This window comes from Microbacterium sp. A93 (genome assembly GCF_051842835.1).
The window spans coordinates 62,851-75,480 of sequence record NZ_JBPXMT010000008.1 but is presented as its reverse complement, the minus strand read 5'-3'; the positions used below and the strand labels follow the sequence as shown (position 1 = coordinate 75,480).

Genomic DNA, 12,630 nt, shown 5'->3' with positions numbered 1-12,630 from the left:
GAACAGGTTTGACGGGCATCATGGGACTGTGACGATGAATCAGGGGGAGTGGTCATGAGCGTGGGGGAACAGGACCGTCGGGACGGATCGGTCCAGTCGGTCCAGGATGATGGTCTGCCGGACGGCGAGGGGGCCGGTGAGCTCTCCCTCGACTTCGTGGGCGAGTGGTACGAGGTCTCCCCGGAGACGGTCTTCACCATCGGGCGTGAGGGCGATCTCGAGATCGACGACAACCCCTACCTGCACCGCCGCTTCATGGAGATCCAGCGCATCGGCGGCCTGTGGTGGCTGTCCAACGTGGGGACCATGATCTCGGCCACCGTGGCCGACTCCTCCGGCGGCATGCAGGCCTGGGTCTCGCCGGGATCCCGGATCCCCCTGGTCTTCGGCCAGCTCAACGTGGTCTTCACCGCCGGCCCCACCACCTACGAATTCGCCGTGCACCTGAAGAGCCCGTCCTTCCTGCAGCAGTCCAACGGCAGTGAAGCCGTGGGGGACACGACCATCGGCCCCGTGGTCTTCACCCCGTCCCAGAAGGCCATCATCGTGGCCTTGGCCGAGCCGATCCTGCGCCGCGGCGGCACCGGGTTCTCCACCGTGCCCTCCTCCGCCAACGCCGCGAAGCGCCTGGGCTGGCCGCTGACCCGCTTCAACCGCAAGCTGGACAACGTCTGCGACAAGCTGGACCGGGTGGGCGTGGCCGGACTGCGCGGCGGTGGTGGCAAACTGGCCACCAACCGCCGGGCCCGCCTCGTGGAGCACGCCGTGACGTCCCACCTGATCACCCCGGACGACCTGCCGCTGCTGGACCAGTCCCTCGGCGACGAGGACTGAGAGTCCTCGGGGGTGTCATCCGATTCCACGCACACGGCCCCTGGAAGGGCGCCGTCGGTGCGTGGAATCGGAGGACTCCTCCGGCCCCAGATGGCCCTGGCGCTCCAAGGGCCCAGGCGTCAGGGGATGATCACCAGCTTGCCGGCCGTGTGGCCGTCCTCGACGATGGCCAGCGCGTCCTGGGCGTCCGCCAGACTGAAGCGCCGGCCCACGTTGGGGGTGACGAGGCCGTAGGAGATCACGTCGGTGATCTTGGCCAGCGCCCCGCCGGTCCGCACGACGGCGGCTCCGCCCAGTTCCGCGACGAGGTCCGGATCCACGGTGGAGATGACCCCCTTCGGGTCCTTGGCCACCGCGGCGATGTCCCGCAGCGGCTGCCCTCCGACCAGGTCGACCACCAGGTCCACACCGTCCGGGGCAACGGCACGCACCCGATCTGCAGCGCCGTCACCGGACTCGACGAACGTGGCCCCGGTGGATTCCACCAACTCCCGCTTTGACGCACTGGCCACCCCGATCACCGTGAACTGGTGGACCTTCCCGATCTGGGCCGCCATCAGTCCCACGCCGCCGCCGGCTCCCAGGATCAGCAGCGTCTGACCGGCCTCGAGTTCGATCTGGTGGGTGACGTCATAGGCGGTGGACCCGGCGACCGGGATGGCCGCCGCATCCGCGAAGGGGATCTCCTCCGGTTTGGCCACGGTGTTGGCGGCATCCAGCACGGCGTGCTCCGCGAAGGTGCCTTCACCCGCGGCAGGCTGCCCGAGCACGGCATCACCGACGGCGAAGGCGTCCACGCCCTCTCCCACGGCGGTGACCACGCCGGAGGCCTCCAGCCCCATCGGGGAGGGCAGGCTCCGACGGGTACCGAAGCCGCCGGAGCGCATCGTGATGTCCGCCGGGTTCACGCCGGCGGCCCTGACCTCTACCACCAGTTCGCCGGGGCCCGGCTGCGGTACCTCGCGCTCGACCATCTCCTGGTTCTCCGCTCCGCCATAGGCTGCGAAGACCAATACCTTCGACATCTGCTCCTCCTGCATTCCTTGTCACATCATCCGTGGTCGGCCCAGGGCCGGGTTCCGCCCTGCGGCGGGGTGTAGTGCGTCTGTCGGTATCCGGTGCTCAGGCGTCGACGGCTGTCGCGCCCGCCTCCTCCTGCACCTGCTGGCGCCTCGGCTTCCGCAGCTCCTTGGACATGGCCGTGGAGTTCTGGTCGTTGCGCATCAGGCGCATGGCGTTGAGGATCACCACCAGCACGGAGCCCTCGTGGACCAGCATGCCGACGGACATGGTCACGCCCCCGGCGAAGACACCGGCTAGCAGGACCACCACGGTCGCCAGGGCGATGACGATGTTCTGCTTCATCACGCTCACCGTGCGCTTGGCCAGGCTGATCGACTCGGGCAGCTTCATCAGGTTGTCGCCCATCAGGGCGATGTCCGCGGTCTCCACGGCCACGGCCGAACCAGCAGCACCCATGGCCACACCGATGTCCGCCGTCGCCAGCGCGGGGGCGTCGTTCACGCCGTCACCGACCATGGCCACGGTGTGACCCTCCCGCTGCAGCTGAGCCACCGCCTCCAGCTTGTCCTCCGGCAGCAGCGAGGCGTGGATCTCGTCGATCCCCGTCTTCGCACCGATGGACTCCGCCACCAGACGGGTGTCGCCCGTGAGCATGACGACCTTCTTGACGCCGGCATCGTGCAGCCGGGCGACCATGGCCGGAGCGTCCTCGCGGATCTGGTCCGCGACGGCGATCACGCCGATGACCCGGTCGTCGACGGCGACGATCATGGGGGTCCGTCCCGCGGCGGCGAGCTCCTGAGCTGCCGGGCCGGCGCCGACGTCGTCCCTCACGCCGTACTGGTCCAGCAGCGGCGGGTTGCCGATCAGCACCCGCTGCCCGCCGACGTCGGAGACGATCCCCTTGCCGGGCACCGGGGTGACGTGGCCGGGGATGCCCTGCGGGGCCACACCGGCCTCGCGGGCGGAGTCCAGGATCGGCTTGGCGAGCGGGTGCTCGGATCCGGCCTCGGCGGCCGCAGCCCAGCGCAGCACCTCGGTGCGGTCCAGCTCGGCCGACAGGACCACGACGTCGGTCAACTGCGGCCTGCCCTCGGTGAGGGTGCCGGTCTTGTCCACGGCCACGGCCGAGATCTTGGCGGAGGTCTCCAGGTATTCCCCACCCTTGATGAGGATGCCGTTGCGGGCAGCACGGCCGATGCCGGCCACGATCGCGACCGGGATGGAGATCACCAGGGCGCCGGGGCAGCCGATGACCAGCAGGGTCAGGGCCAGCACCACGTCCTGGGTGATGAACCAGGTGGCCAGGGCCAGCACGATCACGGCGGGGGTGTACCACTTCGAGAAGCGGTCGATGAAGGCCTGGGTCTTCGCCTTGGCATCCTGGGCCTCCTCCACGCGGTGGATGATGCGGGCCAGGGTGGTGTCCGCGCCGATGCCGGTGGCCAGCACCTGCAGGAAGCCGCCGCGGGAGACGGTGCCGGCGAAGACCTGGTCTGACTTGGCCTTCTCCACGGGGATCGACTCGCCGGTGATGGAGGCCTCGTCGATGGCACCGGTGCCGGAGACCACCTGTCCGTCCACGGGCACCTTGGCGCCGTTCTTCACCAGCACGATCTCGCCCATCCGCACCAGGTGGGCCGGGACCTCGACCTGCTCGCCGTCCCGCATGACGACGGCGCTGTCCGGGGCGACGGCGACGAGCTCGCTCAGTGCCGAGCGCGTCTTGTTCAGGGTGGCCGCCTCGAGGGCGTGGCCGATGGCGAACAGGAAGGTGACGGCTGCGGCCTCCCAGAAGTTGCCGATGAGGATGGCACCGATCGCGGCGATGGACACCAGCAGGTCGATGCCGATGACCTTGACCGAGAGCGCACGGACCGCCTTCACCACGATCCCGTAGCCGGCGACGACCGCCGCGGCCAGCATGAACAGGTTGGCCAGCGTGAAGGCGTGCCCAGAGCCGTGGGCGTGGACGCCGGCATCGATCCACCACTGCGGGCCGACCACGGAGTTCCAGGCGCCCGCGTCCAGTCGTTCCACGCCGAAGGAGAGGAGGATGAGCAGGCCCGAGATGGCGGGGACGGACCAGCTGCTACGGACCCATGTCTGGAGCCTGTTCATGAGAGGCGTCCTTTCTGAGGAGGCGGGATGGGCGGGAGGTCAGAAGGCGGACGGGGCGGCCGTGTAGCCCGCCTTGGCGATGGCGGCGACGATGTCGTCCACCGTGGTCTTCGACTCGTCGTGGTCGACCTCGACACGGGCGGTGGCGAAGTGGACCTTGACGTTCTCCACGCCCTTGAGCTTGCCGACGTGCTTCTCGATCTTGCCCACACAGGAGGGACAGGAGAAGCCCTCGGCGCGGAAGAGGGTGTGGGTGGTGGTGTTCGTGGTGGTCACGAGGTGCTCCCTGATGCGTCGGCGTCCCCGGGGCCTTCCCGGGGGCGTACTCCTACGCTAGGCAGACGGCTTCGGAAGCGACATGATGCGCGTCAATTCTCCGCAAGGTAGCCTGCCGGAAGGGGTCGACAGGAGGACACGATGGCATTCCAGGACGTCGGGACGGAACGGGGTCCGGCAACGCAGGGTCGCCGCACCATCCCGCTCCGTGAGATCACCCCGCCCCATCACTGCCCGCGGCCGGTGCGCCTGAACGTGCTGTCCCGGGCCCCCTACTTCCGGGGCATGGGCGAGGCTGAGCTGGACGGGATCGACCGGCGGATGCGGACGGACTCCTGGGCCGCGGGGGACCTGCTGTACCAGGCCGGCGAACCGGCGGGCGCCCTCTACGTGGTGGCCGAGGGCCGGGTGAAACTCTCCCAGAGCACCGCCGCCGGGGTCGAGACCGTCTCGGACATCATGGTCCCCGGCGAGCTGTTCGGTGGGATGACCACGCTCGGCGAACCGTACCACCGGCAGACCGCCTCCGCGCTGGTGGGCTCGTGCACGCTGCGGATCGACCAGCGCGACTTCCGCGAGGTGCTGACCGAATACCCGCTGGTCGGTCTGACGGTCCTGGACGACGTCGCGGCCCGCCTGACCCGGGCGCAGTCCGACATCAGCGGGCAGACCAGTGACCTGGTCTCGCAGCGCGTCGCGACCGCCCTGCTGCGACTGGCGGACAAACTCGGTGAGGACCGCGGGGCCGAGGGGATGATGCTCGAGGTCCCGCTGACCCGGTCGGACCTGGCAGGGCTGGCCCGCTCGACACCGGAATCCGTGTCCCGGGTGATGAGCCGGTGGAAGCGGGAGGGCGTCATCGAGTCGGGGCGCCGCTGGACGGCGCTGAAGGACCTGGACCGGCTCCGGGACGAGGCCGGTGGATACTCGGCGTCCGGGGCAGCAGGGGAGGTCTGAACCATGGGTGCGCGGCAGCATTCACGCCGGGGCCGAGCCGCCCGGGTGTTCGGCGCAGTAGCCGTCTCGGGTGCCATGATCCTGGCCGCCTCGTCCTGCGGCCTGGTGGAGGAGGTGCTGCCTGACAAGCAGCCGATACCGCATCAGGAGTTCGTCAGCCGGCCGGACCTGAAGCCGCCTGCCGTCCAGATCACCCACGGCCCGGCCTGGACGGAGGAGTACGGGGACACGGACGAGCTGACCTTCATCAGCCCCAACTACGGATCCGAGACACCCCAGGACGGGTCCGTCATCCTCGACGCCTCCGGCGAGCTCGTGTGGATGGAACCCGCCTCGGACGAGGACAGGGAGGACGATCCCTTCGACCTGCGGGTCCAGGAGTACCGGGGGGAACCCGTGCTCACGGTGTATTCGGGCTCCAGCGAGGGCGGGATGGGGGACGGCGAGATCCGCATCCTCGATCAGTCCTATGAGGAGATCGCCCGGGTCACCACCGGCGGCACCCTGGGGCCCGGCCACGCGGACTTCCATGACACCACCATCACCGGCGAGCACACCATGCTGATCGCCGCCTACCACCCCACCCCGGCAGACCTCAGCGAGCTGGGCGGCCCCGAGGACGGTCATCTCCAGGACGCGGTCATCCAGGAGATCGACATCGCCACCGGGGACGTGCTCTTCGAATGGAGCGCGATCGACCACGTCCCGCTGCACCAGACGATGCTCGACTTCGACGAGGAACAGGATGAGGTGGATCAGGACGCCGGGGACGGCGAGGAGCCGGCGGAACTGGGTACCGAGGCCGAACCCTTCGACTACTTCCACATCAACTCCATCACCGAGGACGCAGACGGCTCCCTGCTGGTCTCCGCCCGGCACACCAACGCGGTGTACCGGATCGACCGCACCACCGGGGCGGTGGACTGGACCCTGGGCGGCTCGGCCAGCGACTTCGAGATGGGTGAGGGTGCCACCTTCGCGTGGCAACATGATGCGCACCGCCGCCCGGACGGCACCCTGACCCTGTTCGACAACCACGCCCACGGCGGTGCCGGCGACGAATCCTCCCGGGGGTTGCGCCTGCGTCTGGACGAGCAGGCGATGACCGCCGAGGTGGCCACCGAGTACCTCCCGCCCGCCCAGCGCGAGGCCGGGTCCATGGCCAATGCGCAGCAGTTGCCGAACGGCAACATGCTGATCGGCTGGGGTGCCCGCCCCCACTACTCCGAGTACACCGGGGCGGGTGAGCTCATCTACGACGTCTGCCACGGTGACGAGTGCATGGGGGCCGGTTTCGAGGGCGGCGGAGGCAGCTACCGCGCCTACCGGTTCGACTGGACCGGCCATCCGGCCACGGACCCGGATGTGGTGGTCCAGGACGGCGGCGAGGAGCACGACGGCGGCCCGGTCGCCTTCGTCTCCTGGAACGGGGCCACCGAGGTGGCCCGGTGGCGGCTCGTGACAGGTCAGGACGCAGCCAGCGCCACGGAACAGTCCACGGTGGACCGGGACGGCTTCGAGACGGCCATCCCGGTGCCTGCGGCCGCCGCGGACGCCGCCTACACCGGCGTTCAAGCACTGGACGCCGAGGGTGCCGTCCTCGGGACCGGAGCCGCAGCACGCGGCTAGGCTGGACCGGTGAGTACCGAGCAGACCACCCCCGAGGTTCCGGACACCGACCCGGACATCGACCCGAACATCGACCCCGACGTCGATTCCGCCGTCCAGCCGGAGTCCAAGGACATCCCCCCGGAGGCCCTGCGGGAGCAGTACGAGGACCTCGTGGACGTGGTCCGCAAGCACCGCACGGCGTACTACCAGAATGATGCGCCGGAGGTCTCGGACGCCGAGTACGACGCCCTCTACCGCCGCCTGGAGGACCTCGAGGCGCTGCACCCGGAGATCGTGTCCAACGACTCGCCCACCCAGGAGGTCGGTGGCGAGGTCTCAACCGCCTTCGCCCCGGTCACCCACCTGGCCCGGATGTACTCCCTGGACGACCTGTTCTCCATCGAGGAGTTGCGCGCCTGGTACGAGAAGACCTCCGCCTCGATCGAGAAGATCGCCCCCGGCACGAGACCCCGCTGGCTGGTCGAGGTCAAGATCGACGGCCTGGCCGTGAACCTGCTCTACCGGGACGGCGTCCTGGTCCGGGCCGCCACCCGCGGGGACGGCACCACGGGGGAGGACGTCACCCACAACGTGATGACCATCAAGGACATCCCGCAGCAGCTCGCCGGTTCCGGCTGGCCGGCGGAGATGGAGGTCCGCGGGGAGATCTTCATGCCCAGCGCGGACTTCCGCGCCTTCAACGAGCAGCGGGTGGGCGAGGGACTGGCACCGTTCGCGAACCCCCGCAACTCCGCGGCCGGCTCCCTGCGCCAGAAGGACCCCGCCGAGACGGCCAAACGGCCCCTGAGCATGTTCGTGCACGGCATCGGTGCCCACACGGGCCTGGACGCCGAGTCGCAGTACGGCACCTACGAACTGCTGGCGTCCTGGGGCCTGCCCACCAGTCCGTACACGCGGATCGTGGACACCCTCGAGGGCCACGGGGGCGATGACACCGGCATCCTGCAGTTCATCGAGGACAACGGTGCCCAGCGTCACGGCCTGGTCCACGAGATCGACGGCATCGTGGTCAAGGTGGACTCCTTCGCCCTGCAGCGGGCACTGGGTCACACCTCGCGCGTGCCCCGCTGGTCGGCGGCCTACAAGTACCCGCCGGAGGAGGTCCACACACGGCTGCTGGACATCCGGGTCAACGTGGGCCGCACCGGCCGGGTCACCCCCTACGCCGTGATGGAACCGGTCCTGGTGGCCGGATCCACCGTCTCCATGGCCACCCTGCACAACCAGGACGTGGTCCAGGCCAAGGGCGTGCTGATCGGGGACACCGTGGTGTTGCGCAAGGCCGGGGACGTCATCCCGGAGATCGTCGGACCCGTGATGCCGCTGCGCGAGGGCAAGAAGGAGGTCCCGGGCGACGCCGCGGCCGGACCGATCGGAGAGGGCGAGCTGCGGCCCTTCGTGATGCCCGCCGACTGCCCCTCCTGCGGCACCGCCCTGGCCCCCGCCAAGGAGGGGGACGTGGACCTGCGCTGTCCCAACGCCCGATCCTGCCCGGCCCAGCTCACCGGCCGGATCGAGCATGCCGCCTCCCGCGGGGCCTTCGACATCGAGGCGCTGGGCGAGGAGGCCGCCCTCTGGCTGACGAACGGCCCGGGCCCGGACCCGGCGGAGAACGACCAGCAGGTCCGCCCCGAAGGCCCCGGCCTCATCACCGAGGACGCCCAGCTCTTCGAGCTCTCGGACACGGAGCAGAAGAACCTCAAGGACCCCTACGATCCGGAGCAGCTGTCCGAGATCCAGGCGAGACTGGCCGAGGTCATGGTCTGGCGGGAGAAGCGCGCCCGGGACCCGGAGACCGGCAAGATGGCACCCTCCGGTGCATGGGAACTCAAGCCGTACTTCTGGACCCAGGGCACCGCCAAGAAACCGTCCGAGCCCACCGCCAACACCCGCCGGCTCTTCCAGGAGCTGCACAAGGCGAAGACCCAGCCGCTCTGGCGCGTGCTGGTGGCCCTGTCCATCCGCCACGTGGGCCCGACCGCGGCCCGCTCCCTGGCCACCGCGTTCGGCTCCCTGCAGGCCTTGCAGGCACTGGCCACCGAGGCCACCGGCGCGGCGGACGGTGGTGACGAGGCGGCGGCCGAGGGGTCCCACGCCGCTGCCCAGCAGCGCCTGGCCGATGTGGACGGCGTGGGACCGATCATCGCCGAGGCCGTGATCGACTGGTTCGCCGAACCCTGGCATCGGGAGATCGTCGGACGCTGGCACGCGGCCGGCGTGGTGATGGAGGACGAGCAGGACGCGGACACCCCACGCACCCTTCAGGGTCTGACGATCGTGGTGACCGGATCCCTCGAGGATTTCAGCCGTGACTCCGCCAAGGAGGCCATCATCATCCGCGGTGGCAAGGCCTCCGGTTCGGTCTCGAAGAAGACCGACTACGTGGTGGCCGGGGAGAACGCCGGGACGAAGCTGGACAAGGCCGAATCCCTCGGCGTGACCGTGCTGGACGAGGAGGGTTTCCGGACACTGCTGGCCGAGGGGCCGCCGGAACCAGACCAGGAACCAGCGCAGGAACCAGAGGAGGACGCATCATGAGTCAGGGACTGCTCGCCGTGGCCCGGGCCGCGGCCCGGGCCGGAGCCGCGGTGTTGGCGGAGAGGACCTTGGGCCCGACGCCGGCCACGCAGGACTCGCTCGGAGCGGTCACCAAGTCCTCGGGCTCGGATTGGGTGACGGACTACGACCGCCGGGCCGAGCAGGCGGTGCGCGCGGTGATCACGGCCTACCGCCCGAACGATGCGATCTCGGGTGAGGAGTATGGACACACGGAGCCGGCGGATCCCTCGGGCTTCCGCTGGTCGATCGATCCGCTGGACGGCACCACCAACTTCATCCGCGGCGTGCCGCAGTTCTGCACCTCGGTGGCGGTCCAAGGCCCAGCCGGCCCAGCCGGCCCGGAGGCTCCTGATTCCGCGACCGACGCCGCGACCGACGCCGCGACCGACGCCGCGGGCGAGGTGCGCTGGTTGGCGGGGGCCGTCGTCGCGCCCGCCCTGGGCCGGACCTGGTATGCGGCCGCCGGCAGCGGGGCCTTCTCCACCGTGGACGGGCCCGGACTGGATGGAGAACCCGTGCGGATCCATGGGCCGATCGTCGGCCGCTCCGGGCGGTTGCTGGCCTCCGGCTTCGGGTATGCGGGCCAGCGCCGCGACTTCCAGCTGCGGGCCCTGGCCGAGCTGTTGCCCCACTTCGGGGACCTGCGGCGGATCGGCTCGGCCGCCCTGGACCTGTGCATGGTGGCGGACGGCACGCTGGACGCCTACGCCGAGTTCGGCATCCAGGAGCACGACTGGTCCGCCGGGGTCCTCATTGCCGAGGAGGCCGGGGCGCCGGTGCGGCGGCCCGATTCCGGGGACGGGACGAACCACCCGGATTGGACGGTGGCCGGGGTGTTGGACCCGTCCTGGGCGGCCGGGGAGTTCCACCTCCCGCGACCGGCCCCCGGCCAGGCTGCGGGGAGCTGAGGCCATGCGCCGACTCTTCGCCCGGGCCTGGTTCCTGCCCGCCATGATGCTGGCCCTCGGCGCGCTGTTTGTGGTCTGGGGACTGATCGGCCGGGGGCCGCTGAACTACGTGGCCGCGGCCATCCTGTTGTTCTCCGCGGTGCGCTTCGTCTCCACCACCCAGGTGCAGTCCCGCCCCGTCTCCGGGGTGGAGGAGCATCTGACCGCCGGGGGAGTGGTGGTGTACTGGCGCCCCGGCTGCCAGTTCTGCGCCCGCCTCATCCGTGAACTGGGCTCCCAGGGCCGGAGCGTGCCCTACTGGGTCAACATCTGGGCCGATCCAGAGTCCGCCGCCCGCGTCGGCCAATACCACCACGGTCATGAGACCGTGCCCACGGTGGTCACCTCAGACGGGCACTTCGTGGCCAAGGACGCCGAGACCTACGGCAGGGCCAAGGCCGTGATCGGACGTTCCAAGCCCGCGGTGTGAGGGGTGGCCCGAGCGAAGGTCTGCACTGGCCTGAGCGGCGGCCTACACCGGCGCGCCGAACGATTGGTCCCCGGCCTCCGCGAAGTTGCCGGTATGAGGGCCGAAGTTGCCGCTCTGGAGCCTGTTGGGTGGGCTCAGTGTGGCCTGGGGGGACCAATCGTTGGTCCTTCATTCGGCGGGACGGGACTCAACATCTGGGACTCAACAACAAGAAGTGGACCGGCCGGCGGGTAGGACGGCGGACTGACCGACGGGCGGGACCGTCGAGTGGGGGCCGGGGCGGTGCCCCACCGGATGGTGGTCTCGCGCACGGTGGTCTCAGGCATGGTGGTCCCCTCGAACGGGGGTGGGCAGCAGCTCTGCGATGAGCCTCTGGATGCGGGTCTTGATGTCGTCGCGGATGGGTCGGACACTATCGATGCCCTGGCCGGCCGGGTCATCCAACGTCCAGTCCTCGTAGCGCTTGCCGGGGAAGAAAGGGCAGACATCCCCGCAGCCCATGGTGATGACCACGTCGGAGTCCTGCACCGCCTCCGTGGTGAGGACCCGGGGACGGTGGGCACTGATGTCGATGCCCTCCTCGGCCATGGCCTGAACGGCCGCCGGGTTGACGGTGTCAGCCGGTTCGGAGCCGGCCGAGCGGACCTCGATTCGGCCGCCGGCGAGGTGCTGGAGGTAGGCGGCGGCCATCTGGGAGCGGCCGGCGTTGTGCACACAGACGAACAGTACCGAGGGCTGGGGGGTGGACGTGGTCGGGTGTTCGGTGTTCATGCGGGGAGCCGATCAATGGAGGGGGCGGTGGGAACGGTCGGGTCGCCGGGGAAGAGCCGGCGGCCGGCCCAGAGGCAGACGTAGATGAGGCCGACGAGCACGGGGACCTCGATCAGCGGGCCGACCACGCCCGCCAGGGCCTGGCCGGAGGTGACGCCGAAGGTGCCGATGGCCACGGCGATGGCCAGCTCGAAGTTGTTGCCGGCCGCGGTGAAGGCCACGGTGGTGGATTTGGCGTAGTTCAGGCCCACGGCCTTGGAGGCCATCAGGGAGATGCTGAACATCAGCACGAAGTAGGTCAGCAGGGGCCAGGCGATCCGCGCCACGTCCCACGGGTTGGAGGTGATGGCCTCGCCCTGCAGGGCGAAGAGCAGCACGATGGTGAACAGCAGTCCGTACAGGGCCCAGGGGCCGATCCGCGGCAGGAAGGTCTCCTCGTACCAGGTGCGGCCCTTGGCCTTCTCGCCGAAGTGGCGGGTCAGGAAGCCGGCCAGGAGCGGGATGCCGAGGAAGATCAGGACGCTGAGGACGATCGCCCAGACGGAGAAGTCGGCCGAGGTGGTCGCCAGTCCCAGCCAGGAGGGCAGCACCTGCAGGTAGAACCAGCCCAGGGCGCCGAAGGCCACGACCTGGAACACGGAGTTGATGGCCACCAGCACGGCGGCGGCCTCCCGGTCACCGCAGGCCAGATCGTTCCAGATGAACACCATGGCGATGCACCGGGCCAGGCCGACGATGATCAGCCCGGTACGGTACTCGGGCAGGTCCGGCAGCATCAGCCAGGCCAGGGTGAACATCAGGGCTGGACCCACGAGCCAGTTCAGCACCAGTGAGGTGACCATCAGGCGCTTGTCCCCGGCGACCCGGTGGGTCTCGTCATAGCGGACCTTGGCCAACACCGGGTACATCATCACCAGCAGGCCGATGGCGATCGGCAGGGAGACCTCACCGATCTTCACCGCTTCCAGCGCCGTGTCCAGACCCGGGATGAACCGGCCCAGGGCCAGGCCCACTGCCATGGCCACCAGGATCCAGGCCGGCAGCCAGCGGTCCAGGAAGGACATCTGTTGCGCCACGGGT

At 69.8% G+C, this 12,630-nt stretch carries 11 protein-coding genes; 6 read left to right on the top strand and 5 right to left on the bottom strand.

What is annotated here, in order from left to right:
* Positions 1 to 54 precede the first annotated feature (54 nt).
* Complete coding sequence (locus ACSU1G_RS19860; RefSeq protein ID WP_439281720.1) at positions 55 to 834, top strand: hypothetical protein; 780 nt, start codon at positions 55 to 57, stop codon at positions 832 to 834.
* A 119-nt stretch (positions 835 to 953) separates the two neighbouring features.
* On the opposite strand, the gene ACSU1G_RS19855 is transcribed toward ACSU1G_RS19860, so the two are convergent.
* The 3 genes from ACSU1G_RS19855 to ACSU1G_RS19845 all read right to left on the bottom strand — a co-directional run bounded on the left by ACSU1G_RS19855 (position 954) and on the right by ACSU1G_RS19845 (position 4,254).
* Positions 954 to 1,859 carry an NADP-dependent oxidoreductase gene (locus ACSU1G_RS19855; RefSeq protein WP_439281719.1) on the bottom strand — a complete coding sequence of 302 codons (906 nt, stop codon included), beginning with the start codon at positions 1,857 to 1,859 and terminating at the stop codon, positions 954 to 956.
* A gap of 97 nt (positions 1,860 to 1,956) precedes the next feature.
* Positions 1,957 to 3,978, bottom strand: a complete 2,022-nt coding sequence (locus ACSU1G_RS19850; protein WP_439281718.1) for a heavy metal translocating P-type ATPase — start codon at positions 3,976 to 3,978, stop codon at positions 1,957 to 1,959.
* A 39-nt stretch (positions 3,979 to 4,017) separates the two neighbouring features.
* On the bottom strand, positions 4,018 to 4,254 hold the full coding sequence (locus tag ACSU1G_RS19845; protein WP_439281717.1) for a heavy-metal-associated domain-containing protein: 237 nt from the start codon (positions 4,252 to 4,254) through the stop codon (positions 4,018 to 4,020).
* A 141-nt stretch (positions 4,255 to 4,395) separates the two neighbouring features.
* On the opposite strand from ACSU1G_RS19845, the gene ACSU1G_RS19840 reads away from it, so the two are divergent.
* From ACSU1G_RS19840 to ACSU1G_RS19820, 5 genes are read left to right on the top strand one after another with little or no spacing between them, the layout of a single operon-like run.
* A complete protein-coding gene (locus ACSU1G_RS19840) occupies positions 4,396 to 5,211 on the top strand; it encodes a Crp/Fnr family transcriptional regulator (RefSeq protein WP_439281716.1) in 816 nt (271 codons plus the stop codon).
* A 3-nt stretch (positions 5,212 to 5,214) separates the two neighbouring features.
* On the top strand, positions 5,215 to 6,840 hold the full coding sequence (locus ACSU1G_RS19835) for an arylsulfotransferase family protein (protein WP_439281715.1): 1,626 nt from the start codon (positions 5,215 to 5,217) through the stop codon (positions 6,838 to 6,840).
* A 9-nt stretch (positions 6,841 to 6,849) separates the two neighbouring features.
* Positions 6,850 to 9,381, top strand: coding sequence for an NAD-dependent DNA ligase LigA (ligA, locus tag ACSU1G_RS19830; RefSeq protein ID WP_439281714.1), 2,532 nt, complete (start codon positions 6,850 to 6,852; stop codon positions 9,379 to 9,381).
* A complete protein-coding gene (locus ACSU1G_RS19825) occupies positions 9,378 to 10,310 on the top strand; it encodes an inositol monophosphatase family protein (RefSeq protein WP_439281713.1) in 933 nt (310 codons plus the stop codon). Before ligA ends, ACSU1G_RS19825 begins: the two co-directional genes overlap by 4 nt.
* 4 nt (positions 10,311 to 10,314) lie before the next feature.
* Positions 10,315 to 10,779 carry a glutaredoxin domain-containing protein gene (locus tag ACSU1G_RS19820; RefSeq protein WP_439281712.1) on the top strand — a complete coding sequence of 155 codons (465 nt, stop codon included), beginning with the start codon at positions 10,315 to 10,317 and terminating at the stop codon, positions 10,777 to 10,779.
* 318 nt (positions 10,780 to 11,097) lie between these two features.
* Here the strand turns inward: ACSU1G_RS19820 and ACSU1G_RS19815 are convergent, their stop codons facing one another.
* Positions 11,098 to 11,550 carry an arsenate reductase ArsC gene (locus ACSU1G_RS19815; RefSeq protein WP_439281711.1) on the bottom strand — a complete coding sequence of 151 codons (453 nt, stop codon included), beginning with the start codon at positions 11,548 to 11,550 and terminating at the stop codon, positions 11,098 to 11,100.
* Positions 11,547 to 12,614, bottom strand: a complete 1,068-nt coding sequence (arsB, locus tag ACSU1G_RS19810) for an ACR3 family arsenite efflux transporter (protein WP_439281993.1) — start codon at positions 12,612 to 12,614, stop codon at positions 11,547 to 11,549. The genes ACSU1G_RS19815 and arsB overlap by 4 nt, the downstream gene beginning before the upstream one ends.
* Positions 12,615 to 12,630: the final 16 nt, after the last annotated feature.

Excerpts from the sequence above, each read along its gene's own strand:
- ACSU1G_RS19860 (WP_439281720.1), top strand. The coding sequence starts at position 55 with ATGAGCGTGGGGGAACAGGACCGTCGGGACGGATCGGTCCAGTCGGTC.
- ACSU1G_RS19855 (WP_439281719.1), bottom strand. The coding sequence starts at position 1,859 with ATGTCGAAGGTATTGGTCTTCGCAGCCTATGGCGGAGCGGAGAACCAG.
- ACSU1G_RS19850 (WP_439281718.1), bottom strand. The coding sequence starts at position 3,978 with ATGAACAGGCTCCAGACATGGGTCCGTAGCAGCTGGTCCGTCCCCGCC.
- ACSU1G_RS19840 (WP_439281716.1), top strand. The coding sequence starts at position 4,396 with ATGGCATTCCAGGACGTCGGGACGGAACGGGGTCCGGCAACGCAGGGT.
- ACSU1G_RS19835 (WP_439281715.1), top strand. The coding sequence starts at position 5,215 with ATGGGTGCGCGGCAGCATTCACGCCGGGGCCGAGCCGCCCGGGTGTTC.
- ACSU1G_RS19825 (WP_439281713.1), top strand. The coding sequence starts at position 9,378 with ATGAGTCAGGGACTGCTCGCCGTGGCCCGGGCCGCGGCCCGGGCCGGA.
- ACSU1G_RS19820 (WP_439281712.1), top strand. The coding sequence starts at position 10,315 with ATGCGCCGACTCTTCGCCCGGGCCTGGTTCCTGCCCGCCATGATGCTG.
- ACSU1G_RS19815 (WP_439281711.1), bottom strand. The coding sequence starts at position 11,550 with ATGAACACCGAACACCCGACCACGTCCACCCCCCAGCCCTCGGTACTG.
- arsB (WP_439281993.1), bottom strand. The coding sequence starts at position 12,614 with ATGTCCTTCCTGGACCGCTGGCTGCCGGCCTGGATCCTGGTGGCCATG.